The 21,950-nt window shown below is 71.1% G+C and carries 20 protein-coding genes; 14 read left to right on the top strand and 6 right to left on the bottom strand.

Going from position 1 to position 21,950, the window contains the following annotated elements; translation table 11 throughout:
• The first annotated feature begins 49 nt into the window (after positions 1–49).
• Both OHA81_RS10710 and OHA81_RS10705 read left to right on the top strand, forming a co-directional pair.
• Positions 50–430 carry a MerR family transcriptional regulator gene (locus OHA81_RS10710; RefSeq protein WP_329194968.1) on the top strand — a complete coding sequence of 127 codons (381 nt, stop codon included), beginning with the start codon at positions 50–52 and terminating at the stop codon, positions 428–430.
• A complete protein-coding gene (locus tag OHA81_RS10705) occupies positions 427–1,449 on the top strand; it encodes an aldo/keto reductase (RefSeq protein WP_329194965.1) in 1,023 nt (340 codons plus the stop codon). Before OHA81_RS10710 ends, OHA81_RS10705 begins: the two co-directional genes overlap by 4 nt.
• 45 nt (positions 1,450–1,494) lie before the next feature.
• Here OHA81_RS10705 and OHA81_RS10700 read toward each other — a convergent pair whose 3' ends face one another.
• The 3 genes from OHA81_RS10700 to OHA81_RS10690 all read right to left on the bottom strand — a co-directional run bounded on the left by OHA81_RS10700 (position 1,495) and on the right by OHA81_RS10690 (position 4,489).
• On the bottom strand, positions 1,495–2,319 hold the full coding sequence (locus OHA81_RS10700) for a DUF4429 domain-containing protein (RefSeq protein WP_329194963.1): 825 nt from the start codon (positions 2,317–2,319) through the stop codon (positions 1,495–1,497).
• An 87-nt stretch (positions 2,320–2,406) separates the two neighbouring features.
• Positions 2,407–3,573 (bottom strand): alpha/beta hydrolase, encoded by a 1,167-nt coding sequence (locus OHA81_RS10695; RefSeq protein ID WP_329202163.1) that lies wholly within the window; start codon positions 3,571–3,573, stop codon positions 2,407–2,409.
• Between the two features lie 262 nt (positions 3,574–3,835).
• A complete protein-coding gene (locus OHA81_RS10690; protein WP_329194962.1) occupies positions 3,836–4,489 on the bottom strand; it encodes a TetR/AcrR family transcriptional regulator in 654 nt (217 codons plus the stop codon).
• A gap of 164 nt (positions 4,490–4,653) precedes the next feature.
• On the opposite strand from OHA81_RS10690, the gene OHA81_RS10685 reads away from it, so the two are divergent.
• Together OHA81_RS10685 and OHA81_RS10680 are read left to right on the top strand one after the other, a co-directional pair.
• On the top strand, positions 4,654–6,261 hold the full coding sequence (locus OHA81_RS10685) for an MFS transporter (RefSeq protein ID WP_329194960.1): 1,608 nt from the start codon (positions 4,654–4,656) through the stop codon (positions 6,259–6,261).
• Between the two features lie 199 nt (positions 6,262–6,460).
• Positions 6,461–6,856 (top strand): peptidase inhibitor family I36 protein, encoded by a 396-nt coding sequence (locus OHA81_RS10680; protein WP_329194958.1) that lies wholly within the window; start codon positions 6,461–6,463, stop codon positions 6,854–6,856.
• On the opposite strand, the gene OHA81_RS10675 is transcribed toward OHA81_RS10680, so the two are convergent.
• A complete protein-coding gene (locus OHA81_RS10675; RefSeq protein WP_329194956.1) occupies positions 6,837–7,703 on the bottom strand; it encodes a potassium channel family protein in 867 nt (288 codons plus the stop codon). The genes OHA81_RS10680 and OHA81_RS10675 overlap by 20 nt on opposite strands.
• A 70-nt stretch (positions 7,704–7,773) precedes the next feature.
• On the bottom strand, positions 7,774–10,506 hold the full coding sequence (aceE, locus tag OHA81_RS10670) for a pyruvate dehydrogenase (acetyl-transferring), homodimeric type (RefSeq protein ID WP_329194954.1): 2,733 nt from the start codon (positions 10,504–10,506) through the stop codon (positions 7,774–7,776).
• A 449-nt stretch (positions 10,507–10,955) separates the two neighbouring features.
• Between aceE and OHA81_RS10665 the strand changes: the two genes are divergently transcribed.
• From OHA81_RS10665 to OHA81_RS10640, 6 genes are all read left to right on the top strand, one after another.
• On the top strand, positions 10,956–11,381 hold the full coding sequence (locus tag OHA81_RS10665) for a DUF3052 domain-containing protein (RefSeq protein ID WP_030009300.1): 426 nt from the start codon (positions 10,956–10,958) through the stop codon (positions 11,379–11,381).
• 173 nt (positions 11,382–11,554) lie between these two features.
• Positions 11,555–12,013 (top strand): peroxiredoxin, encoded by a 459-nt coding sequence (locus OHA81_RS10660; RefSeq protein WP_329202161.1) that lies wholly within the window; start codon positions 11,555–11,557, stop codon positions 12,011–12,013.
• Between the two features lie 128 nt (positions 12,014–12,141).
• Positions 12,142–12,717, top strand: coding sequence for a TerD family protein (locus OHA81_RS10655; RefSeq protein WP_329194952.1), 576 nt, complete (start codon positions 12,142–12,144; stop codon positions 12,715–12,717).
• A 238-nt stretch (positions 12,718–12,955) separates the two neighbouring features.
• Positions 12,956–13,531 (top strand): TerD family protein, encoded by a 576-nt coding sequence (locus tag OHA81_RS10650; RefSeq protein WP_329194950.1) that lies wholly within the window; start codon positions 12,956–12,958, stop codon positions 13,529–13,531.
• Between the two features lie 25 nt (positions 13,532–13,556).
• Positions 13,557–14,675 carry a DUF475 domain-containing protein gene (locus OHA81_RS10645; RefSeq protein WP_329194948.1) on the top strand — a complete coding sequence of 373 codons (1,119 nt, stop codon included), beginning with the start codon at positions 13,557–13,559 and terminating at the stop codon, positions 14,673–14,675.
• Between the two features lie 107 nt (positions 14,676–14,782).
• Positions 14,783–15,550: a TerD family protein gene (locus OHA81_RS10640; protein WP_329194946.1), complete on the top strand. Its 768-nt coding sequence runs from the start codon at positions 14,783–14,785 to the stop codon at positions 15,548–15,550.
• Positions 15,551–15,613: 63 nt separating this feature from the next.
• Here OHA81_RS10640 and OHA81_RS10635 read toward each other — a convergent pair whose 3' ends face one another.
• Complete coding sequence (locus tag OHA81_RS10635; RefSeq protein WP_329202159.1) at positions 15,614–16,405, bottom strand: TerD family protein; 792 nt, start codon at positions 16,403–16,405, stop codon at positions 15,614–15,616.
• Positions 16,406–16,613: 208 nt separating this feature from the next.
• Here OHA81_RS10635 and OHA81_RS10630 point away from each other — a divergent pair, with 208 nt between their 5' ends.
• From OHA81_RS10630 to OHA81_RS10615, 4 genes are all read left to right on the top strand, one after another.
• Positions 16,614–17,780 (top strand): HpcH/HpaI aldolase/citrate lyase family protein, encoded by a 1,167-nt coding sequence (locus tag OHA81_RS10630; protein ID WP_329194945.1) that lies wholly within the window; start codon positions 16,614–16,616, stop codon positions 17,778–17,780.
• An 80-nt stretch (positions 17,781–17,860) separates the two neighbouring features.
• A complete protein-coding gene (locus OHA81_RS10625) occupies positions 17,861–20,416 on the top strand; it encodes a phosphoribosyltransferase (protein ID WP_329202157.1) in 2,556 nt (851 codons plus the stop codon).
• Entirely contained in the window at positions 20,413–21,243 is an 831-nt protein-coding gene (locus tag OHA81_RS10620; protein ID WP_329194943.1) for an HAD family hydrolase, read from the top strand. The genes OHA81_RS10625 and OHA81_RS10620 overlap by 4 nt, the downstream gene beginning before the upstream one ends.
• Entirely contained in the window at positions 21,240–21,899 is a 660-nt protein-coding gene (locus OHA81_RS10615) for an O-methyltransferase (protein WP_329194941.1), read from the top strand. Before OHA81_RS10620 ends, OHA81_RS10615 begins: the two co-directional genes overlap by 4 nt.
• Positions 21,900–21,950: the final 51 nt, after the last annotated feature.

Here is a 21,950-nt window from a genome sequence, read left to right as displayed (position 1 = left end):
CCCGAGCCTACTTGCTTGGAGTGCACTCCAAGGTTTTAGCGTGGTGGTCATGAGCCTGACGCAGACGCGGTACACGATCAGCGAAGTCGAGGCCCTGACCGGTCTGACCCAGCACACGCTGCGCTGGTACGAACGGATCGGCCTGATGCCGCACGTGGACCGTTCCCACTCGGGGCAGCGGCGGTTCAGCGGCAAGGACCTCGACTGGCTGGCCTTCGTGGGCAAGCTGCGCACCACCGGGATGTCGGTGGCGGACATGGTGCGGTACGCGGAGCTCGTCCGGGAGGGGGAGCACACCGTCGACCAGCGGCGGGAGCTGCTGGAGCGGACGCGCCGCGAGGTGCGGGCGCGGATCTCGGAGATGACGGACGCGCTGGCCGTACTGGACTACAAGATCGAACACTACGCGGGGAAGGCTGTACGTCGATGACGCAGAGCACGGCGAAGATCAAGCAGGTCGAACTCGGCAAGGGCGGCCCCCTGGTCGGTGTCCAGGGCCTCGGCTGCATGGGCATGAGCGAGTTCTACGGGGACACCGACGTGGCGGCGGCCCGCCAGACCCTGAACGCGGCGCTGGCCGCCGGGGTCACCCTCTTCGACACCGCGGACGTGTACGGGCGCGGGGCGAACGAGGAGTTCCTCGCGTCGTTCGTGGCGGCGCACCGGGACGAGATCACCCTCGCGACGAAGTTCGCCATAGAGCGAACCGACGACCCGCACTACCGCGGGGTCCGCAACGACCGCGCCTACATCAGGCAGGCGGTCGAGGGCAGCCTGCGGCGGCTCGGCACCGACGTGATCGACCTCTACTACATGCACCGGCGCGACCCGGCCGTGCCGTTCGCCGAGTCGGTGGGCGCGATGGCCGAACTCGTACAGGAGGGCAAGGTGCGCCACCTCGGCCTGAGCGAGGTCACCGGCGCGGAGCTGCGCGAGGCGCACGCGGTGCACCCGATCGCGGCGCTCCAGTCGGAGTGGTCGCTGTTCAGCCGGGACGTGGAGCGCAGCGCGGTGGGCGCGGCGGCGGAGCTGGGGGTGGCGTTCGTGCCGTACTCCCCGCTGGGGCGCGGGTTCCTGACGGGCGCGTTCGCGGACGCGGCGGCGGACCTGTCCGAGGGGGACTTCCGACGGTTCCAGCCGCGGTTCACCGGCGACAACGCGAAGGCGAACGCGGAGCTGCTGGCCCCGGTGCGGGAGATCGCGGCCGCGCACGGGGCGACGCCGGCGCAGATCGCGCTGGCGTGGGTGCATCAGCGGGCGCAGGTGCACGGGCTGACCGTGGTGCCGATCCCCGGAACCCGCAAGCCCGGGCGCCTCGCCGAGAACACGGCGGCGACGCGGATCACCCTGACGCAGGCGGAGCTCGACCGGCTGGAGCCGATCGCCGCCCAGGTCAGCGGTGACCGCTACCCGGACATGTCCTCCACCTCGGCAGCCCGCGAGGGGTAGTCCCCCCGGCCCGGGGCCGCTCCCGCAGGGCCGCGCCGCGGCGGCTCAGCCCAGCCGGTCCCGCAGGGCCGAGTACTCGGCGTCCGTGAGCAGCCCCGCGCTGTGCAGCTCCCGCAGGTGGTGCAGACGGTCCCCGCCGGAACCCTTCGGCGCGGCCGTCGCCACCGTCAACCGCCGCCCCCGCACCGCCGCCAAGACGGCCGCCGCGAACGGCAGTGACTCGTGCACCGCCCCGTACCCCACCCCGAACACGGCCGCGGCCAGGTCGTGGTCGGGCCGGGCGTCACCGCCGGGGGCGTCCCGCAGCCGCAGCCGCAGATGCCCCTCCGGCCCCTCCGGCGAGCGCCACGCCACCGCGGTCACCGCCGCCAGCGGATACCGCTGGTCGCCCGCCTTCCACTTGGCGCTGCTCGCCCCCGTGCGCGACCAGTGGAAGGTGACGGCCGTCCCGTCGAAGCCGACGCGCGCGTCGTACGCCTTGAGGGGAGCCGTCACCTCGGGGACGCCGACCAGGAAACGTTCCGCCGCCGTCGCCGGTCCGAGCCGGCCCCGTACCTCGTCCGCCAGCGCCGCGGCCCGCGCGCCCGCCTCGGCGGGAAGCACCAGGCGGTACGGGTCGCAGCTCTCCTTGAGCTGCCCGGCGGCGGCCTCCATCAAGGGATCCGCCCCGGCCCGCGGCACGGCGCGCAGCACCACGGTGTCCCGTTTGCCTCCGGTCACCGTCACCTCCGACAGTGCCTCCAACGGGATCCGGCGCTCCCTCAGGGCGTGCCAGAGCCGTGGTGTCCGCAGCCCCCGCGCGAACCGAATGATCACCGAGTCGGAGTCGAGCTCCCAGACAGCATGGTTTCCGGCCAGTACGTCCCCCATACGGCTCATGGTAAAGGGACGCACCCCCGCTCGTCCCCTTCACCGCAGAGACGGTTCTTCGGTCCCTGCGGGAGCCCTGAGATCCCGTCAGTCCTCGGAAACCCCATGTCGGCAGGTGTCGGCCCCGGTCACGCACACAACGGAACCGAAGGCCCCGGTTCCGATCTTCGCGAAGTTGTCCAGCGAAGCGGTCCCTGGCTCGAAATAGCCGGTGTGGGTGCGGGCCCCCGCCGAGGACAGCAGTCGCGCGCCGAAGCCCGGCGAGACGGGGTCCGCCCCGTGGCCCAGGCCGCCCAGTTCGAGGTGCGGCACATCGGCGATCCAGTCACCGGAGTCGCGCATCGCCCAGACCCGGGCCGGCGTGTGCAGCTCGGCGGCGTTCGACACGCGCATCCCGGGGCTGCCCGCCACCACCACGTCGGTCACCCGCGGCGGCAGCTCGCGGGCCGCGACCCCGCACACCACCGACCCGTAGCTGTGGCAGAACAACGCGACGCTGGACTGACCCGGCAGGGCGGTGGTCAGCGCCCGCAGCCGTACGGAGCCCTCCACCGCGAGCTTGCCGGTGGCGGCGTCCATGCCGACCCCGGTCGGCGCCGTGTAGCCGGCCCAGGCGATGACCGCGGTCCTGCTGTCCGGCGCCGTCACGCGTTCGGCCTCGTAGAGGGAGTGCGCCATGCCGGCGGGCGCGGTCAGGCTGCGCTGCGTCCGCTCGAAGGTGAGCAGGTCGGTGTCGACGCCGGGCACGACCACCGAGACCCGGCCGGCCCGGTCGAGGTCGCCGAAGACCTCCGCGACGAGTCCGTCGCCGGTGGGATCGAACAGGAGGATCTGGCGTCCCGGTTCGGCGAGGGACTCCAGGCGGTGGGCGCGCCGCAGCGCGGTGGCGCGGTCGGCCGGGGTCAGGGCGACGTCCCGGCTGCGGGCCTCCTCCACGCGCCGCGCCTGCTCCAGGGAGCGCAGGTTGGCCCGGTAGCGGGTGGTGGCGGGCACCCCGTCGAGGTTGCCGACGACGAGCGGGTAGCCGTCCGCGAGCCGGGCCCGCTGGGCTCCGTCGAGCCCGGCGAAGAAGCGCGAGACCGCGGCCACGGGGGCGTCGGCCGCGGGCAGGGCCCGTCCGTCGATCCGGGCCAGCGACCAGGCGGAGAGGGCGGCCGCCCGGGGCGAGATGCCCGCCTCGGGCCGGTGCACGGAGGTCCAGCCGGTGATCACCAGCATGACGAGGACGACCGCGAGCGCGAGCAGGGTGCGCATTGCGGCGGGGGGCGCTGTGGCGCCGGCGGTGTGGTGGACGGAGCCGGGCAGTTTCACTGGAACCAGCCTAGGAGACCGCTCGAGTACCTGGCGCGCGGGGTGACGGGTCTCACCGCCGACCGTGTCACACGCAGTCACCCCGCCACCGTCGGCCACGGCACTGCCCCGCCGCGGCCGCGGCGGGGACCGGCGCCGTCACCGCCGCCCGCCACGCCGCCGTTCGCGCCGCGGACCGGCGCCGCCGCCCGCGGCAACGCCCCGCTCAGCGCCAGTCCGCGGCCAGCGCCGGGCCGATCTGGTCGAGGTAGGACTCGGTCATCCGCCGGATCGCCGCCACGCTGGTGTCCTGGCCCTGCCCCCACAGCCGTCCGGTGACCCGCATGACGCCGGAGAAGGCGGCCACCGCCACCCGCGGCCGCGGATCGGCGTCCACGTCCAGGCCCTCGCGGTCGGCGACGAGCCGGGCGATGCGCTCCTCCAGCTCGGCGGAGCGCCGCAGGTGTACGGCGAGCAGTGCCGGGGTCGACTCGATGAGCTGGTAGCCGCGCATGTAGAGGTCCACGGGCACCACGTCGGAGATGGCCTCGTCGACGGTGTCCCAGGCGACGAGCACCGCGTTCCGCATCGCCGTCAGGGGTCCCTCGGCGGCCGGCCGCGCCCGCAGCGCCGCCACGAAGTGCGACTCGACCAGGTCCTGGACGGCGAAGGCGACCTCTTCCTTGTTGGCGAAATAGCGGAAGAAGGTGCGCTGGGAGACCTGCACGACATCGGTGATCTCGTCGACCGTCGTCTTGTCGTAGCCCTGCGAAAGGAACAGCAGGAGGGCCGCGCGCAGCAGCGCGTCCCTGGTGCGCTGCTTCTTGCGCTCGCGCAGTCCGCCCGCCGGGACGGCCGGCGCGGGCCGGTGTTCGGTCATCACCGCGGGGTCCCCTTCCGGTGCCGCTGCCGGTCCGTGGTGCCGGGCCGCCGTTGGTCTGTTCTGACGCTGAGTGAGCGGTCAGGTTACCTGTGACCCACCTGACAGCGACTGCCCCGTTAAGCCGTTTGTGAAGTGTCAGTCGCTGTCACTAGCCTGTTCGCATGACTAGTCAGATCACCGCCGACGGCCGGGTGACCCTGGACAAATCCGGCCCGGCGCCGTCGCGTTCAGGACTGCGCGGCCATCCATGGCTCACCCTCTTCGCCGTTGCGATCGGCGTGATGATGGTGACCCTGGACGGCACGATCGTCGCGGTCGCCAACCCCGCCATCCAAAAGGACCTCGGCGCCACCCTCGCCGAGGTGCAGTGGATCACCAACGGCTACCTCCTGGCCCTGGCCGTCTCCCTCATCACCGCGGGCAAGCTCGGTGACCGCTTCGGTCACCGGCAGACCTTCCTCATAGGCATCGCGGGCTTCGCGCTGTCCTCGGCCGTCATCGGGCTGTCCGACGGCGTCGAGCTCGTCATCGCGTTCCGCGTCGCCCAGGGCCTCTTCGGCGCGCTGCTGATGCCGGCCGCGCTCGGACTGCTGCGCGCCACCTTCCCCGCAGAGAAGCTGAACATGGCCATCGGCATCTGGGGCATGGTGATCGGCGCCTCGACCGCCGCCGGTCCCATCGTCGGCGGCCTGCTGGTCGAGCACGTCAGCTGGCAGTCCGTCTTCTTCATCAACGTGCCCGTCGGGATCGTCGCGCTCGGCTTCGGCCTGTTCATCCTGCTCGACCACCGGGCCGAGAACGCCCCGCGCTCCTTCGACCTGATCGGCATCGTGCTGCTGTCCGGTGCGATGTTCTCCCTGATCTGGGCCCTGATCAAGGCCGCCGAGTGGGGCTGGGGGGACACCAAGACCCTGGTGTTCCTCGGCGCCTCGGTCGTCTGCTTCGCGCTCTTCGCCTTCTGGGAGACACGGGTCGCCGAACCGCTCATCCCGCTCGGGATGTTCCGTTCGCTGCCGCTGTCCGCGGGCACCGTGCTGATGGTGCTGATGGCCTTCGCGTTCATGGGCGGCCTGTTCTTCGTCACCTTCTACCTGCAGAACGTCCACGGCATGAGCCCGGTCGACAGCGGCCTGCACCTGCTGCCGCTCACCGGAATGATGATCATCGGCTCGCCGCTGGCGGGCGCCGCGATCACCAAGATCGGCCCGCGGATCCCCCTCGTCGCCGGCATGGTCGCCACCGCCGTCGCCTGCTTCGGGATGGCTCGGCTGACCCCGGGCACCGGCACGCTCGTCATGTCGCTCTGGTTCGCCCTCCTGGGCCTCGGCCTCGCACCCGTCATGGTCGGCGCCACCGAGGTCATCGTCGGCAACGCCCCGCTGGAGCTGTCCGGGGTGGCCGGCGGGCTCCAGCAGGCGGCCATGCAGGTCGGCGGCAGCCTCGGCACCGCCGTGCTCGGCGCCGTCATGGCGGGCACCGTCCGTGACTCGTTCGGGGACAACTGGCAGCGCGCGCAGCTGCCGCCGCTCAGCCCCGAGCAGCTCGACCTCGCCGAGAAGGGCGTGCAGGTCGGCATCGCGCCCGTCCCGCCGGGCGCCCCGCCCCAGATCGCGCAGGCGATCACCACGGTCGCCCACGACACGTTCGTCTCGGGCATGAGTACGGCCTTCACCGTCGCGGGCGTGGTCGCGGTGCTCGCCGCGATCGTGGCCGGCTTCACCAAGCGCGGCGAGAACGCCGCCGCGGGGGCGGGCGCGGCCCACGTCTGAGCCGCCCGCCCGCGCGCCGCGCAGGCGTCAACCCCGCACGCACGACAGCCCCGCCGGACGGTTCCGGCGGGGCCGTCGCCTATCAGGGTGGACCCGTCCGCGGCCCCTTCCGTACGCACGTCACCGCAGGTCAGCGTGGGGTCGTCGGAGCTTCGGAAACGGTCCGGGGCCCGAGTCGTCCACAAGGAGTTGACCCGTCATGCGTACGAGTACCCCCGTGCAGCCCAGCACGTTCCTGGCCGCCGTCGCCCTGGCCGCGGCCGCCCTCATCCCGGGTACCGCCGGCCCCGCACACGCCGCCGGGCCACCGACGCTCGGGGTCTGCGCCACCGGACAGCTGTGCCTGTGGGCGAAGCCCGACTTCAAGGGCACCCGGCACACCTACGAGCTCAGCACCCTCGACATCAACAGCTGCACCGCGCTGCCCGCCGGGACCAGAGCCCAGGCCCTCACCAACCGGACCGGCCGCCCGGTGACCACGTACCAGTCGGCCGAGTGCCAGGAGACGGGAGAGTTCCAGACGTACCCGGGCGACGGCGTCTGGCTCCCGCAGTCGCCCTACCAGGTGCGGGCGTTCAAGGTCTGGGAGCGCTGACGGGCTCCCCGGGGAGAAGTTCCCCGTCCGCCGCCCCGTCCGCCGCCCCGGCGCGGTCCTCCCGCGCCGGGGCGGCGCCCGGGCCCGGACCCGGACCCGGACCCGGCTCCGGCCCCGGGCCGGCCGCGCCGCCGAGGCGGGCGACTTCGGCGCGCAGCGCCCGTACCTCCCGCGCCAGTTCGGCGATCGCGGCGGTCTGCGCCCGCTCCACCTGGTCGTCGCGTTCGAACCGGGAGATGAACCAGGCGGCGATGTTGGCGGTGACCACACCCAGCAGCGCGATGCCCGACAGCATCAGCCCGACCGCCAGCAGCCGCCCCAGCCCGGTGGTGGGGGAGTGGTCCCCGTACCCGACCGTCGTCATGGTGGTCACCGACCACCACAGCGCGTCCCCGAGGCTCTTGATGTTGCCGCCGGGCGCGTCCCGCTCCACGCTCAGCACCGCCAGCGAGCCGAACATCAGCAGCCCCACCACCGCGCCCGCCACGTACGTGGTCAGCCGGACCTGCGGCGCCATCCGGGCGCGCCGGCCCACCAGCAGCAGCGTCGACACCAGCCGCAGCAGCCGCAGCGGCTGGATCATCGGCACCAGTACCGCCGCCAGGTCCAGCCAGTGGCCCCGTACGAACGCCTTCCGCGACGGCGACAGGCCCAGCCGCACCAGGTAGTCGGCGGCGAAGGCGCCCCACACCACCCACTCGGCGTGCGTGCACGCCCGGTGCACCGCGGGGCTGGCGTCCGGGGCCACGATCGGCACGGCGTACGCGACGGCGAACGCCACGGCGAGCACGAGCAGCGGGGTCTGGCTCCGCCGCTCCCACCGGGCCTGGCGGGAGGGTTCCTTCATGCCAGCATGGTAAAGAACGAGTAAGGGGCGCTGGGACAACCGTCCCAACGCCCCCTCGCACGAGTGACCCCTACGCGTCGCCGCCCGCCGCGCCCGGATCGGCCGCCGCGACGTCCAGCAGCTGGTACCGGTCGATCGCCTGCTTGAGCACCGAACGGTCGATCCGGCCCGCCTTGGCGAGCTCGGTCAGCACGGCCAGCACCACCGACTGCGCGTCGATGTGGAAGAACCGGCGGGCCGCGCCACGGGTGTCCGCGAAACCGAAGCCGTCGGCGCCGAGCGAGGTGTACGGGCCGGGGATCCAGCGCGAGATCTGGTCCGGCACCGACCGCATCCAGTCCGAGACCGCCACGAACGGCCCCTCGGAGCCCGAGAGCTTGCGCGTCACGTACGGGACGCGCTGCTCCTCCTCCGGGTGGAGCAGGTTGTGCTCCTCCACCTCCACGGCCTCGCGGCGCAGCTCGTTCCAGGAGGTCGCCGACCAGACGTCCGCCTTCACGTTCCACTCCGCGGCCAGGATCCGCTGCGCCTCCAGCGCCCACGGCACGGCTACGCCGGAGGCCATGATCTGCGCCCCGACGCTGCCCTCGGTGCCCGCCGACACCCGGTGGATGCCCTTGAGGATGCCGTCGACGTCGACGTCGGCCGGCTCGGCCGGGTGCTGGATCGGCTCGTTGTAGACGGTGAGGTAGTAGAAGACGTCCTCGGAGTCGGCGCCGTACATGCGCCGCAGACCGTCCTTGACGATGTGCGCGATCTCGTACCCGTACGCCGGGTCGTAGGCCACGCAGCCCGGGTTGGTCGACGCCAGCAGCTGGGAGTGACCGTCGGCGTGCTGGAGACCCTCACCCGTGAGGGTGGTCCGCCCCGCCGTCGCGCCGAGGACGAAACCGCGCGCCAGCTGGTCGGCCATCTGCCAGAACTGGTCACCGGTGCGCTGGAAACCGAACATCGAGTAGAAGACGTAGACCGGGATCAGCGGCTCGCCGTGCGTCGCGTACGCCGAACCCGCCGCGATCAGCGAGGCCGTGCAGCCCGCCTCGGAGATGCCGTCGTGCAGCATCTGGCCGGTCGGCGACTCCTTGTAGGCGAGCAGCAGCTCGCGGTCGACCGCCTCGTACTGCTGCCCCAGCGGGTTGTAGATCTTGGCGCTCGGGAAGAAGGCGTCCATGCCGAAGGTGCGGTACTCGTCGGGGGCGATCAGCACGAACCGCTTGCCGATCTCCTTGTCGCGCATCAGGTCCTTCAAGATGCGCACGAACGCCATCGTCGTCGCGATCGACTGGTGTCCCGAGCCCTTCTTGGCCGCCGCGTACGCCGAGTCGTCGGGCAGCTGGAGCGGCTTGGCGCGCACCACCCGGGTCGGCACGTAGCCGCCGTGGGCGTTGCGCTGGTCGTGCATGTACTGGATCTCGGGGGAGTTGCGGCCCGGGTGGTAGTACGGCGGGGCGCCGCTCTCGAGCTGCGCGTCCGTGATCGGGATGTGCAGGCGGTCGCGGAAGCGCTTGAGGTCGTCGACCGTCAGCTTCTTCATCTGGTGCGTCGCGTTGCGGCCCTCGAAGTTCGGGCCCAGCGTCCAGCCCTTGACCGTCTGCGCCAGGATCACCGTCGGCTGGCCCTTGTGGGCCTTGGCTGCCGCGTACGCCGCGTACACCTTCTTGTGGTCGTGGCCGCCGCGCCCCAGGTGCTGGATCTGCTGGTCGGACATGTTCTCGACCATCGCGCGCAGCCGCTGGTCGCCGCCGAAGAAGTGCTCACGGATGTACGCGCCGGACTCGGTGGCGTACGTCTGGAACTGCCCGTCGGGGGTGGAGTTCATCTTGTTGACCAGGATGCCGTCGCGGTCCTGGGCCAGCAGCGGGTCCCAGGAGCGGTCCCAGATCAGCTTGATGACGTTCCAGCCGGCGCCCCGGAAGATCGACTCCAGCTCCTGGATGATCTTGCCGTTGCCGCGGACCGGGCCGTCGAGGCGCTGGAGGTTGCAGTTCACGACGAACGTCAGGTTGTCCAGACCCTCGCGCGCCGCGATGGACAGCTGGCCCAGCGACTCCGGTTCGTCCATCTCGCCGTCACCGAGGTACGCCCAAACGTGGGACTTGGAGGTGTCCGCGATCCCGCGCGCCTCCATGTACCGGTTCATCCGCGCCTGGTAGATCGCACCCAGCGGGCCCAGGCCCATCGAGACGGTCGGGAATTCCCAGAAGTCCGGCATCAGCCGCGGGTGCGGGTAGCTGGACAGCCCGTACGGGGCCTTCGACTTCTCCTGGCGGAACGCGTCGAGCTGCTGCTCGGAGAGCCGGTCCAGGAGGTAGGCGCGGGCGTAGATGCCGGGGGAGGCGTGACCCTGGAAGAAGATCTGGTCGCCGCCGTCGCCCTCGTCCTTGCCGCGGAAGAAGTGGTTGAAGCCCACGTCGTAGAGGGAGGCGGAGGAGGCGAAGGTCGCGATGTGACCGCCGACGCCGATCCCGGGACGCTGGGCGCGCGAGACCATGACGGCAGCGTTCCACCGGGTCGCGTTGAGGACCTTGCGCTCGATCTCCTCGTTCCCGGGGAAGAAGGGCTCGTCCTTGGTGGCGATCGTGTTGACGTAGTCCGTGCTGCGCATCTCGGGCACGGCCACGCGCTTCTCGCGGGCCCGCTCGATCAGTCGCAGCATGAGGTAACGGGCACGTTCACGGCCGCGCTCGTCAACGGCCGCGTCAAGGGAGTCGAGCCACTCCTGCGTCTCTTCCGGATCGAAGTCCGGGACCTGGCTCGGCAGGCCGCCAATAATGATCGGATTGCGATCGGATGCGGAAGCCACGCTGTTCCTTCGCTGTCGGGGGAGTCGTGCCTTGGGGTCGCCGCCTCCCATGGTCTTACGCTCGGCCGAAATCTTCACCTCTACCACTGGGTAACCCCTGGAAAGTCTGGGCACCGCGGGTGGAGCGGGGAGAAGGGACGTCCGAGCGGGTCCGGCCGGACCGCCACCTTACGCCCCTGTGGATCAACCCCTTCGTAAAGCCGTTCGTCCCTCAAACAGGTGGGAAGTCCCGAGCGATGCCGAATGAGGCGGAATGGTGTGGGATGAATCACCACAGGCCCGTACGGGCAGGCTCAAAGTTGCGGCGAGACGGCCGCAATCGTCACCGTTTCGACGGTCTCGGCGGCCGGGTACTTGCGCGATCCGCCGCGCCCGTGTGGACTACGCCCAATGCTGCGCGTACGCGCGCCGCCGAAAGACATTCACCGAACATGAGCAGGAGGCACCCCGTGAGCGCGACCGCGGACCACGCGGAGAGCCTGGCCGCCCGGCTGGGTTTCCAGTCCGAACAGGTGGTCCAGGAGATCGGCTACGACGACGACGTCGATCAGGAATTCCGTGACGCCGTCGAGAAGCTCGTCAGCGAGCTCGCCGACGAGGACTACGACGACGTCGCCGACGCGGTGCTGTTGTGGTTCCGCGACGAGGACGGCGATCTGACGGACGCCCTGGTCGATGCGACCGAGCTGGTCGAGGACGGCGCACTGATCCTGCTGCTGACCCCCAAGACGGGCCGTGACGGCTACGTCGAGGCCAGCGACATCAGCGAGGCAGCCGAGACGGCCGGCCTCTCCCTTGCCAAGGGCCTGCCCGTCGGCAAGGAGTGGACCTCCACCAAGCTGGTGACGCCGAAGGCCGCCAAGGCCAAGCGCTGAGCCGCGCCCCCGCAGCCGAGCGGGACGCACCCCGCCGACCGGAATCACCCCGGTCGGCGGGGTGCGCGCTTTCCCCGGGCGCACGCCCGTTCCCCTCCCGGAGGCGGTACCCCATAGGCTGGCCGCACCCGAACAGCCCAACGCAGGCATGCAGGAACGAAGGGATGCGACAGATGGCGATCGAGGTCGGCAGCAAGGCCCCGGAATTCGAGCTCAAGGACAACCACGGCGCCACCGTGCGGCTCTCCGACTTCCGGGGGGAGAAGGCCGTCGTGCTGCTCTTCTACCCGTTCGCCTTCACCGGCGTGTGCACCGGTGAGCTGTGCGAGCTGCGCGACCAGCTCCCCCGCTTCCAGAACGACGAGGTCCAGCTCCTCGCGGTCTCCAACGACTCGGTGCCCACCCTCCGGGTCTTCGGCGAGCAGGAGGACCTGGATTACCCGCTGCTCTCCGACTTCTGGCCGCACGGCGAGACCTCCCGCGCCTACGGCGTCTTCGACGAGGACAAGGGCTGCGCGGTCCGCGGCACCTTCATCATCGACAAGGACGGCATCGTGCGCTGGACCGTCGTCAACGGGCTGCCCGACGCACGCGACCTGAACGAGTACATCAAGGCTCTCGAAAGCCTCTGAACGGGTACGCCGTCCGATCCGCGGGAAATCCGGTGACGGGCGGGAACCCGTCACTAGGATCGGGACGTTGATCCGACAGCAACCGCACGAAGGGGCGCAGCCCCACACCGAAACCCAATGGAGGACCCGTGGGAGTCAGCCTCAGCAAGGGCGGCAACGTCTCGCTGACCAAGGCCGCGCCTAACCTGACGGCGGTCATCGTCGGTCTGGGCTGGGACGCTCGCACCACCACCGGTGTCGACTTCGACCTCGACGCCAGCGCGATCCTGACCAACGACCAGGGCAAGGTCGCCAACGACTCGAACTTCGTGTTCTTCAACAACCTGAAGAGCCCGGACGGCTCGGTCGAGCACACCGGCGACAACACCACCGGTGAGGGCGAGGGCGACGACGAGGCCATCAAGGTCAACCTGGCCGGCGTCCCGTCCGATGTCGCCAAGATCGTCTTCCCGGTCTCGATCTACGAGGCCGAGACCCGTCAGCAGAGCTTCGGCCAGGTGCGCAACGCGTACATCCGCGTCGTGAACCAGGCGGACAACAGCGAGCTCGCCCGCTACGACCTCTCCGAGGACGCCTCGACGGAGACCGCCATGGTCTTCGGCGAGCTGTACCGCAACGGCGCGGAGTGGAAGTTCCGCGCGATCGGCCAGGGCTACGCCTCGGGCCTGCGTGGCATCGCCCAGGACTTCGGCGTCAACGTCTGAGTCCTGGCCCCAGCCAGCCGGCTGTGACCCCACAGCCGTTTCCTGTCCGGCGCCGTGCACTGTGTGTACGGCGCCGGACCGGCTTTACCCGCACCACCGGAACCACCGGTTCTACCGGCGGCACGGCAGCACCACCGCAACACCGGCACCACCGCAGTACGGCACCGCAACACCGGCACCACCGCAACACCGGCACCACCGCACCACCATCACCACGTCGTCCGGGGAGGACCACAACATGGGCGTCACACTCGCCAAGGGGGGCAATGTCTCCCTGTCCAAGGCCGCACCGAACCTGACCCGGGTCCTGGTCGGTCTCGGATGGGACGCGCGCTCGACCACGGGCGCCGACTTCGACCTCGACGCCAGCGCGCTGCTGTGCCGCGACGGCCGGGTGCTCGGCGATGCGTACTTCGTCTTCTACAACAACCTCAAGAGCCCCGAGGGCTCCGTCGAACACACGGGGGACAACCTCACCGGCGAGGGTGAGGGCGACGACGAGTCGATCATCATCGACCTCACCAAGGTGCCGGTGGAGGTCGACAAGATCGTCTTCCCCGTCTCCATCCACGAGGCGGAGGCCCGCCGGCAGAGCTTCGGCCAGGTCAGCAACGCGTTCATCCGCGTGGTGAACCAGGCCGACGGCCAGGAACTGGCCCGCTACGACCTCACCGAGGACGCCTCCAGCGAAACCGCGATGATCTTCGGTGAGGTCTACCGGTACGGCGGCGAATGGAAGTTCAGGGCGGTGGGACAGGGGTACGCGTCGGGGCTGAGGGGCATCGCTCTAGACTTCGGGGTCAACGTTTCGTAAAGCCGTACAAGACGATGGGGTGCCAGTGGTTCTCAAAACCTTCGGCTGGTCGTTCGCAATCACTGCGCTCGGTCTGGCCGCAGCGGTGTTCTACGGGGGGTGGACCGCTTTTGGGATCGTGGCGATCCTGTCGATCCTCGAAATCTCGCTGTCCTTCGACAACGCGGTGGTCAACGCCGGCATCTTGAAGAAGATGAATGCCTTCTGGCAGAAGATCTTCCTCACGGTCGGCGTTCTGATCGCGGTCTTCGGCATGCGGCTGGTGTTCCCCGTCGTCATCGTCGCGATCACCGCCAGCTTGGGCCCGATCGAAGCCGTCAATCTGGCTTTGACCGACAAGGACCGTTACCAGCAGCTGGTCACCGACGCCCACCCGGCGATCGCGGCCTTCGGCGGAATGTTCCTGCTGATGATCTTCCTCGACTTCATCTTCGAGGACCGGGACATCAAGTGGCTCGCCTGGCTGGAGCGTCCGCTGGCCAAGCTCGGCAAGATCGACATGCTGTCCGCGTGCATCGCGCTGATCGTCCTGGTCATCACCTCGGCGACCTTCGCCACCCAGGCCCACCAGCACGGCGGCGCACACGTCGACAAGGCGCAGACCGTCCTGGTGTCCGGCATCGCCGGTCTGATCACCTACATGATCGTCGGCGGTCTCTCCGGCTACTTCGAGAACAAGCTCGAAGAGGACGAGGAGGCCGAGCACGAGGCGGAGGAAGCGGCGAAGAAGAGCGGCAGCCCCGTCCCCGCCGTCGTCATGGCCGGCAAGGCCGCCTTCTTCATGTTCCTCTACCTCGAAGTCCTCGACGCCTCCTTCTCCTTCGACGGGGTCATCGGCGCCTTCGCCATCACCAACGACATCGTGCTCATGGCCCTCGGCCTCGGCATCGGTGCCATGTACGTCCGGTCGCTGACGGTCTACCTGGTCCGCCAGGGCACCCTGGACGACTACGTGTACCTGGAGCACGGCGCGCACTACGCCATCGGCGCGCTCGCCGTGATCCTGCTCGTCACCATCCAGTACGAGATCAACGAGGTCATCACCGGCCTCGTCGGCGTCGTGCTGATCGCCTGGTCCTTCTGGTCCTCCGTGCGCCGCAACAAGCGCCTGGCGGAACTGGAAGGGGTGCCCGTCGAGGCATGAGCCCGGCGGGAATGCGGAACGCTCCAAGTGCGGGGCGGCCTGGGGGTCCACGGACCCCCGGGCCGCCCCGCTTCCGTACGTCAGTGGGCTTCAGGGGGGTAGGGGACATGGGTTTCTTCGGCAGCTTCTTCGACGGCGGCCTCTTCGACGGCATCAGGGGCGCCCGCGCCATGCAGTTCGACTCGGGCAGCGCCTCGTCCAACGCGATCGAGCTGACCAGGCGGCACCCGACGGTGTCGCTCACCAAACAGGGGGCCGTCCACGGCAACCTGCGCGTCAACCTCTCCTGGCGGATGCGCAGCTCCGACATCGGCGGCCGCTCCGGCCAGAGCGGCCGGCTCCTGCGGCACCCGTTCAAGCTCTTCAAACCCGACATGGTGCAGGCGCACACCCAGGGCATGGTCAACGTCGACCTCGACATCGGCTGCCTGTACGAGCTGACCGACGGCACGAGGGGAGTGGTCCAGCCGCTGGGGAACCTGCACGGCGACATCAACAACCCGCCGTACGTGAAGCTCAGCGGCGACGACCGGTTCGGCGCGCCCTCGGGAGAGACGATCTTCGTCAACCTCGACCACGCCGACGAGATCAAGAGGCTGCTGGTCTTCGTCTACATCTACGACCAGACCCCGGCCTTCGACCGCACCCACGCCCTGGTCACCTTGTACCCCAGCACCGGGCCGCGGATCGAGATCCAGCTGGAGGAGCGCCACCCGCAGGCCCGGTCCTGCGCCGTGGTGTCGCTGGAGACCGTCAAGGGCGAGCTGACGGTGCGCCGCGAGGTGAAGTTCGTCTACGGGTTCCAGGCCGAGCTCGACCGGCTGTACGGGTGGGGGCTCCAGTGGGGGCGGGGCTACAAGAGCACCAAGGCCTGACCGGCACCGGTCAGGCCCTGGTGCGCGGGGCCGCAGGTCAGGCCCCGGCCCGCGCGGGGCGGGTCAGCGGCGGATGAACTGGGGACCCTGCACCGGCAGCCGGAAGGCGGAGTCGCCGCCCGGCCCGGGAACCGGTGACACCGGCTGCGGGTAGCCGTAGGCGGGCTCGACGGCCGGCGGGGCCTGCGTCGGGGGAGCGGGCACCGGGGGCGCCGCCGGCATCGGGGGCGTGGCCGGGGCAGGCGCCGCCATCGCGGCCGTCTGCTCGTCGGTGGTTCCGGGGGCGGGGCTCGCCGCCTGGTCCGGGGCGTTCTCGTCCACGGAGATCCCGTGGTCCGTGGCCAGCCCGACCAGCCCGTCCGAGTACCCCTCGCCCAGGGCGCGGAACTTCCACCCCTCAGCGCGGCGGTAGAGCTCGCCGCAGATCAGCGCCGTCTCGGCGCCCGTCTCCGGGTGCACGTCGAAGTAAGCCAGCGGTTCGGAGCCGCCGGTGGAGGTGGCGTCGTACAGAAGGATCCGCAGGTCATGGACCCGCTGGAACGGCACGTCCTCGGCGGAGGCCACCACCAGGACGCGGTCCACCGCGGTGGGCACCGCCCGCAGGTCCGCCTGGACGGCGTCGGTGATCGCCTCGCCGATCTGTTTCTTGCCCAGGCGCCACACCGCCCCCGAGGGGTGCCTGGGCTGGTTGTAGAAGACGAAGTCCTCGTCGGAGCGCACGCGCCCGTCCGCCCCCACCAGGAGCGCGGACGCGTCCACATCCGGTACCTCGGCCCCGGTGGTCCAGCGCAGCACCGCCCGGACCGCCACGGCGGACACCGGGATGTTCGAGCCCTTCTGCATCGCGTGCGTCATGCCGGTCATCCTGCCCTCCCGGCCATGACCTGGACAATGCGGCCCCCCGTAGTCACGTGCCGGTAGCCACTTGTACGGAACGCGAGACGTGGGCATGGTGCAAGAGGGTTACCTGAACTTCATGTGCTTGCGGAACTCTCGACTCTCATTCGTACGTACTATTACCGGCCACGCCAGTTGGGCCGCCGAGGCAGTACGGGGGAAGCGCATGCGTCACTTCGGGCACATTTCGCCCAGCGTCCGCAAGGACCTCTTCCACCAGGAGCCGGCCGAATTCACCGCCGCCTCGCCCGCCCGTACGCTCGCCGCCGGCCTCGGCGCCACCCTCTACAGCCCGGCGGTCCGCCCCCACCTCGCCGACGACATCCGCAAGCAGGCGGCCCGCGGAGTGGTCTCCATGGTGCTCTGCCTGGAGGATTCCATCAGCGACGGCGAGGTGACGGCCGGCGAGGCCAACCTGATCCGTCAGTTCGCCGCACTCGAAGAGGACCACGAACAGCTCCCGCTCCTGTTCATCCGGGTACGCACCCCCGAGCAGATCCCCGACCTCGTGCGCCGCCTCGGCGGCTCCGGACGCCACCTGGCCGGATTCGTACTGCCGAAGTTCACGGAGAGTCGCGGAACCGCCTTCCTCGACGCCGTCACCCAGGCGGAACAGGTCTCCGCCGTCGCCCCCCTGTACGCAATGCCCGTCCTGGAGACCCCCGACCTGCTCCACCTGGAAACCCGGGTCGAAGCCCTCGCCGGGATCTCCCGGACGGTCAACCGCTACCGCGAGCGCGTCCTGGCCCTGCGCCTCGGCGTGACCGACTTCTGCTCCGTGTACGGACTGCGCCGCACCCCCGACATGACCGCCTACGACGTCAAGATCGTCGCGGGTGTCATCGCCGACGTCGTGAACGTCCTCAGCCGCGCCGACGGCACCGGCTTCACCGTCACCGGTCCCGTCTGGGAGTACTTCCGCAGCCAGCAGCGCCTCTTCAAGCCGCAGCTGCGCCGCAGCCCGTTCCTGGCAGAGGGCGTCGAAGAGCTGCGCACCGCCCTCATCGAGCACGACCTCGACGGGCTGCTGCGCGAGATCGAACTCGACCGGGCCAACGGACTGCTGGGCAAGACCTGCATCCACCCCGCCCACGTCACGCCCGTCCACGCGCTGTCGGTGGTCTCCCACGAGGAGTTCAGTGACGCCCAGGACATCCTGCGCCCCGAGCGCGGCGGCGGCGGGGTCATGCGCTCCGCCTACACGAACAAGATGAACGAGGTGAAGCCCCACCGGGCCTGGGCCGAGCGCACCATGCTGCGCGCGGAGGTCTTCGGTGTGGCCAGGGAGGAGGTCGGCTTCGTCGACCTGCTCACCGCCGGGCTCCAGGTGTGAGACGGCCGTCGGACACGGATTTTTCAGCGCTCCCCGATCGTTTCCGGTGGTGGGGGCTTTCCACGGAGAAGGGCAAGACGATCGAAGAGGTGTGGTCGGGAACCTGGGTCGCGGACCGGCTGGGCGTGCGCCTGGAACAGGGCGCGGCGCCGGGGCGGACGATGGTGCCGGGGCAGGCTGCGCCCGGGGGGCCGCCGCTGCGTGAGCTCCTGGGCCTCGCCCTGCGCCGCAACCCCAAGCGCGCCCACCTGCTGGTCTCCCGGATCCTCGGCAAGCACGTCCCGCAGTCCCCGGCGGCCGTGCACGCCGCCGGATACGGGCTCGGCGAACGCGTCCGGGGCCTGCTGGGCGGGGAAGCCGCCGACGCCGTCGTCCTCGGGTACGCGGAGACCGCCACCGGCCTCGGCCACAGTGTCGCCGACGGCCTCCGTGACGCCCCCTACCTGCACTCCACCCGCCGCCCCGTGCCCGGTGTCGAGCCCGCGGGCGGCTTCGAGGAGGCCCACTCGCACGCCACCTCGCACCTGCTGCTGCCCGAGGACCCGAAGCTGCTGACCGGCAGCGGGCCCCTGGTACTGGTCGATGACGAGTTCTCCACCGGCAACACCATCCTGAACACCATCAGCGACCTGCACGCCCGCCACCCCCGGCCCCGCTACGTCGTGGTCGCCCTGGTCGACATGCGCTCCCCGGCCGACCGCGAGCGGCTCGACGCCTTCGCCGCCGGGCTCGGGGCCCGGATAGACCTCGTCGCCCTCGCCTGCGGGACGGTCCGGCTGCCCGAGGACGTGCTGGCCAAGGGGCAGGCGCTGGTCGAGGAGCACGAGACCCGGGGTGCCCCGGCCGAGGCCGGCCCGGCGGCCCCCGTCCGGCGCATCGGCCTGGACTGGCCCGCCGGGCTGCCCGACGGGGGCCGGCACGGCTTCACCCCCGCCCACCGGGCCCGGCTGGAGGCGGCGCTGCCCGCGCTGGCTGCCCGGATCGACGCAGAACTCGCCGCCGGGCCGGGGGGCGGGGCCGACGCCGGGCCGGGGGCGGGGACGGCGGCTGGGCGGCCCCGGCGGGTCCTGGTCCTGGGCAACGAGGAGCTGATGTACGCGCCGCTGCGCCTCGCGCGGGCCCTGGAGGAGTCCGGGGCGCCCGCGGGACGCGAAGTCCGCTTCTCCACCACCACCCGCTCGCCGGTCCTCGCCGTGGACGACCCCGGCTACGCCATCCGGACGCGGCTGACCTTCCCGGCCCACGACGATCCCGCCGACGGGCCGGGGGAGCGGTACGCGTACAACGTCGCGGGCGCCGGCTTCGACGCCGTCGTCGCCGTGGTGGACTCCCACGGCGACACCGACGCGCTGCACGCCCCCGACGGGCTCCTCGCCCGGCTCGCCGCGCACACCGGCCAGGTGCTGCTGGTGGTGGTGCCGTCGTACGTACCGGGGACACCGTCGCAAGCCCCCGCGGCGGTCCCCACCGAGCCCTACGACCGGCAGGAGCCGATCATGACCGAGCCCCTGCGCGGGCCCGCCTTCTCCTCCTACGCGGCCGAGGACGTCGGCTGGCTGCTCCAGGACTTCTCGGCCGTGGAACTGGAGGCCCCGACCGAGGAGCGCGAGGAGGCCATCCAGGCGGGCGGCGCGCACTACGCCGAGTCGCTGCCCGTGGAGTACCAGCCGTCCCCCGAGTACCAGCGGCTGTACCAGAGCGCGCTGACCGCCTCCGCCGCCCGAATAGCCCGCGCCGTGGGCACCGTCACCGAGACGGTGCTCGCCGAACGGTCACCCTCGCCCGTGCTCGTCTCCCTCGCCCGCGCGGGAACCCCCGTCGGTGTGCTGATGCGGCGCTGGGCGCAGGCCCGGCACGGACTGCACCTGCCGCACTACGCCGTCTCCATCGTGCGCGGGCGCGGGATCGACGCCAACGCGCTGCGCTGGCTGGCCGCCCACCACGACCCCGCCGACGTCGTCTTCGTCGACGGCTGGACGGGCAAGGGGGCCATCACCCGGGAGCTGCGCGACGCCCTGGCGGAATTCGACGGGTTCGACCCGGAGATCGTCGTCCTCGCCGATCCCGGCTCGTGCGTGGCGACGTACGGCACCCGCGAGGACTTCTTGATCCCCTCCGCCTGCCTCAATTCCACCGTCTCCGGACTCGTCTCGCGTACGGTGCTCAGGTCCGACCTGGTCGGGCCCGCCGACTTCCACGGCGCGAAGTACTACCGCGAGCTCGCCCCCGCCGACGTGTCGGTCGCGTTCGTCGACGCCGTCGCCGCCCGCTTCGACGAGGTGGCCGATGCCGTGGACGCCGAGGTCAAGGAACTGCTCGCGGCCGACCGGACCCCCACCTGGGAGGGCTGGGCGGCGGTCGAGCGGATCAGCGAGGAGTACGGGATCCACGACGTGAACCTGGTCAAGCCCGGCGTCGGCGAGACCACGCGCGTACTGCTGCGCCGGGTGCCGTGGAAGATCCTCGCCAAGCGCGGCGCCGGCGCCGACCTGGACCACGTACGCCTCCTCGCGCAGCAGCGCGGGGTGCCGGTCGAAGAGGTCGACGGGCTGCCCTACACCTGCGTGGGACTCATCCACCCCCGCTTCACGCGCGGCGCCACCGGCGCCGACGGAAAGGCCGTGGCCTCCAAGTGACCGTCCTCGTAGCCAGTGACCTCGACCGCACGCTCATCTACTCGGCGGCAGCCCTCGGCCTGACCATGCCCGACCCGGTGGCGCCCAGGCTGCTGTGCGTGGAGGTCCACGAGAGCAAGCCGCTGTCGTACATGACCGAGACCGCGGCGGCCCTGCTGGCGGAGCTGACCGCCGACCCGGGCGTCGTCTGGGTCCCGACCACCACCCGCACGCGCAAGCAGTACCAGCGCATCCGCTTCCCCGGACGCCCCGCGAAGTACGCCATCTGCGCCAACGGCGGGCAGCTGCTCGTGGACGGCGTACCGGACCGGGACTGGCGGCGTCAGGTCGCGGCGCGGCTGGCCGAGGAGTGCGCCCCGCTCGCCGAGGTGTACGCACACCTGCTGGCGACCGCCGACCCGGCGTGGCTGCGCAAGGCGCGGGTGGCGGAGGACCTGTTCGCGTACCTGGTGGTGGAGCGGGCGCTGGTCCCCGACGAGTGGCTCAAGGCGCTGGTCTCCTGGGCGGAGCCCCGCGGCTGGACGGTGTCCCTGCAGGGCCGCAAGATCTACGCCGTCCCGGGCCCGCTGACCAAGAGCGCCGCCATGCGGGAGCTGGCCCGCCGCACCGGGGCCGCCACGACCCTGGCCGCCGGTGACTCGCTGCTGGACGCCGATCTGCTGCTGGCGGCGGACCGGGGATGGCGGCCGGGCCACGGCGAACTCGCGGACGCGGGCTGGACCGCCGGGTCGGTCACGGCGCTGGCGCAGGCCGGCGTCCTGGCGGGTGAGGAGATCGTGCGCGCGTTCCGGCGAGCGGTCGGGGAACTCGGCACACTGGGCGCATGACCAAGGGCAACAGCACCAAGATCACCGACGAGCTCTACCAGTACATGCTCGACCACAACCCGCCGCTGGACGCCGTCCAGCGGGGTCTCGTGACGACCACGTACGAGAAGTTCCCCGATGCTGCGGGCATGCAGTCGGCGCACGAGCAGGGCCCGCTGCTGGCCTTCCTGGTCCGGCTGACGGGCGCCCGCCGCATCGTGGAGATCGGCACCTTCACCGGCTTCTCGACCCTGTCCATGGCGCAGGCGCTGCCCGCGGACGGCGCGCTGATCGCCTGCGACATCTCCGAGGAGTGGACGGCGTACGGCAGGCAGGCCTGGGAGGAGGCGGGCGTCGCGGACCGCATCGACCTGCGGATCGCCCCGGCGCTGGAGACGCTGCGCGCCATGCCGGGGGAGCCGCACATCGACATGGCCTACGTGGACGCCGACAAGGAGAACCAGATCGCCTACTGGGAGGAGCTCGTGCCGCGCATGCGGCCGGGAGGGCTGATCGTCAGCGACAACACCCTCTACCACGGCCGGGTGGTGGACGAGGCGGCGACGGGCGCGGCGGCCGCCATGCGCGCCTTCAACGACCACGTGCTGGCCGACGACCGCATGGAGTCGGTGCTGCTCGCCATCTCGGACGGCCTGACCCTGTCGCGCAAGCGGTAACGGCAGCCGCCGCCATTTCAGGCGCAGCCGCCGTTTCAGCCGTCGCCGCGG

Origin of the sequence: Streptomyces sp. NBC_00667, from assembly GCF_036226825.1 — a bacterium.
Taxonomy (GTDB): domain Bacteria; phylum Actinomycetota; class Actinomycetes; order Streptomycetales; family Streptomycetaceae; genus Streptomyces.
The sequence above is the reverse complement of the archived record's forward strand: the minus strand, read 5'-3'. Positions and strand labels throughout refer to the sequence as shown.

Coding starts and splice junctions, on each gene's coding strand:
- OHA81_RS10710 (WP_329194968.1), top strand. CDS start 50: ATGAGCCTGACGCAGACGCGGTACACGATCAGCGAAGTCGAGGCCCTG.
- OHA81_RS10705 (WP_329194965.1), top strand. CDS start 427: ATGACGCAGAGCACGGCGAAGATCAAGCAGGTCGAACTCGGCAAGGGC.
- OHA81_RS10700 (WP_329194963.1), bottom strand. CDS start 2,319: ATGGGGGACGTACTGGCCGGAAACCATGCTGTCTGGGAGCTCGACTCC.
- OHA81_RS10695 (WP_329202163.1), bottom strand. CDS start 3,573: ATGCGCACCCTGCTCGCGCTCGCGGTCGTCCTCGTCATGCTGGTGATC.
- OHA81_RS10690 (WP_329194962.1), bottom strand. CDS start 4,489: ATGACCGAACACCGGCCCGCGCCGGCCGTCCCGGCGGGCGGACTGCGC.
- OHA81_RS10685 (WP_329194960.1), top strand. CDS start 4,654: ATGACTAGTCAGATCACCGCCGACGGCCGGGTGACCCTGGACAAATCC.
- OHA81_RS10680 (WP_329194958.1), top strand. CDS start 6,461: ATGCGTACGAGTACCCCCGTGCAGCCCAGCACGTTCCTGGCCGCCGTC.
- OHA81_RS10675 (WP_329194956.1), bottom strand. CDS start 7,703: ATGAAGGAACCCTCCCGCCAGGCCCGGTGGGAGCGGCGGAGCCAGACC.
- OHA81_RS10660 (WP_329202161.1), top strand. CDS start 11,555: ATGGCGATCGAGGTCGGCAGCAAGGCCCCGGAATTCGAGCTCAAGGAC.
- OHA81_RS10650 (WP_329194950.1), top strand. CDS start 12,956: ATGGGCGTCACACTCGCCAAGGGGGGCAATGTCTCCCTGTCCAAGGCC.
- OHA81_RS10640 (WP_329194946.1), top strand. CDS start 14,783: ATGGGTTTCTTCGGCAGCTTCTTCGACGGCGGCCTCTTCGACGGCATC.
- OHA81_RS10635 (WP_329202159.1), bottom strand. CDS start 16,405: ATGACGCACGCGATGCAGAAGGGCTCGAACATCCCGGTGTCCGCCGTG.
- OHA81_RS10630 (WP_329194945.1), top strand. CDS start 16,614: ATGCGTCACTTCGGGCACATTTCGCCCAGCGTCCGCAAGGACCTCTTC.
- OHA81_RS10615 (WP_329194941.1), top strand. CDS start 21,240: ATGACCAAGGGCAACAGCACCAAGATCACCGACGAGCTCTACCAGTAC.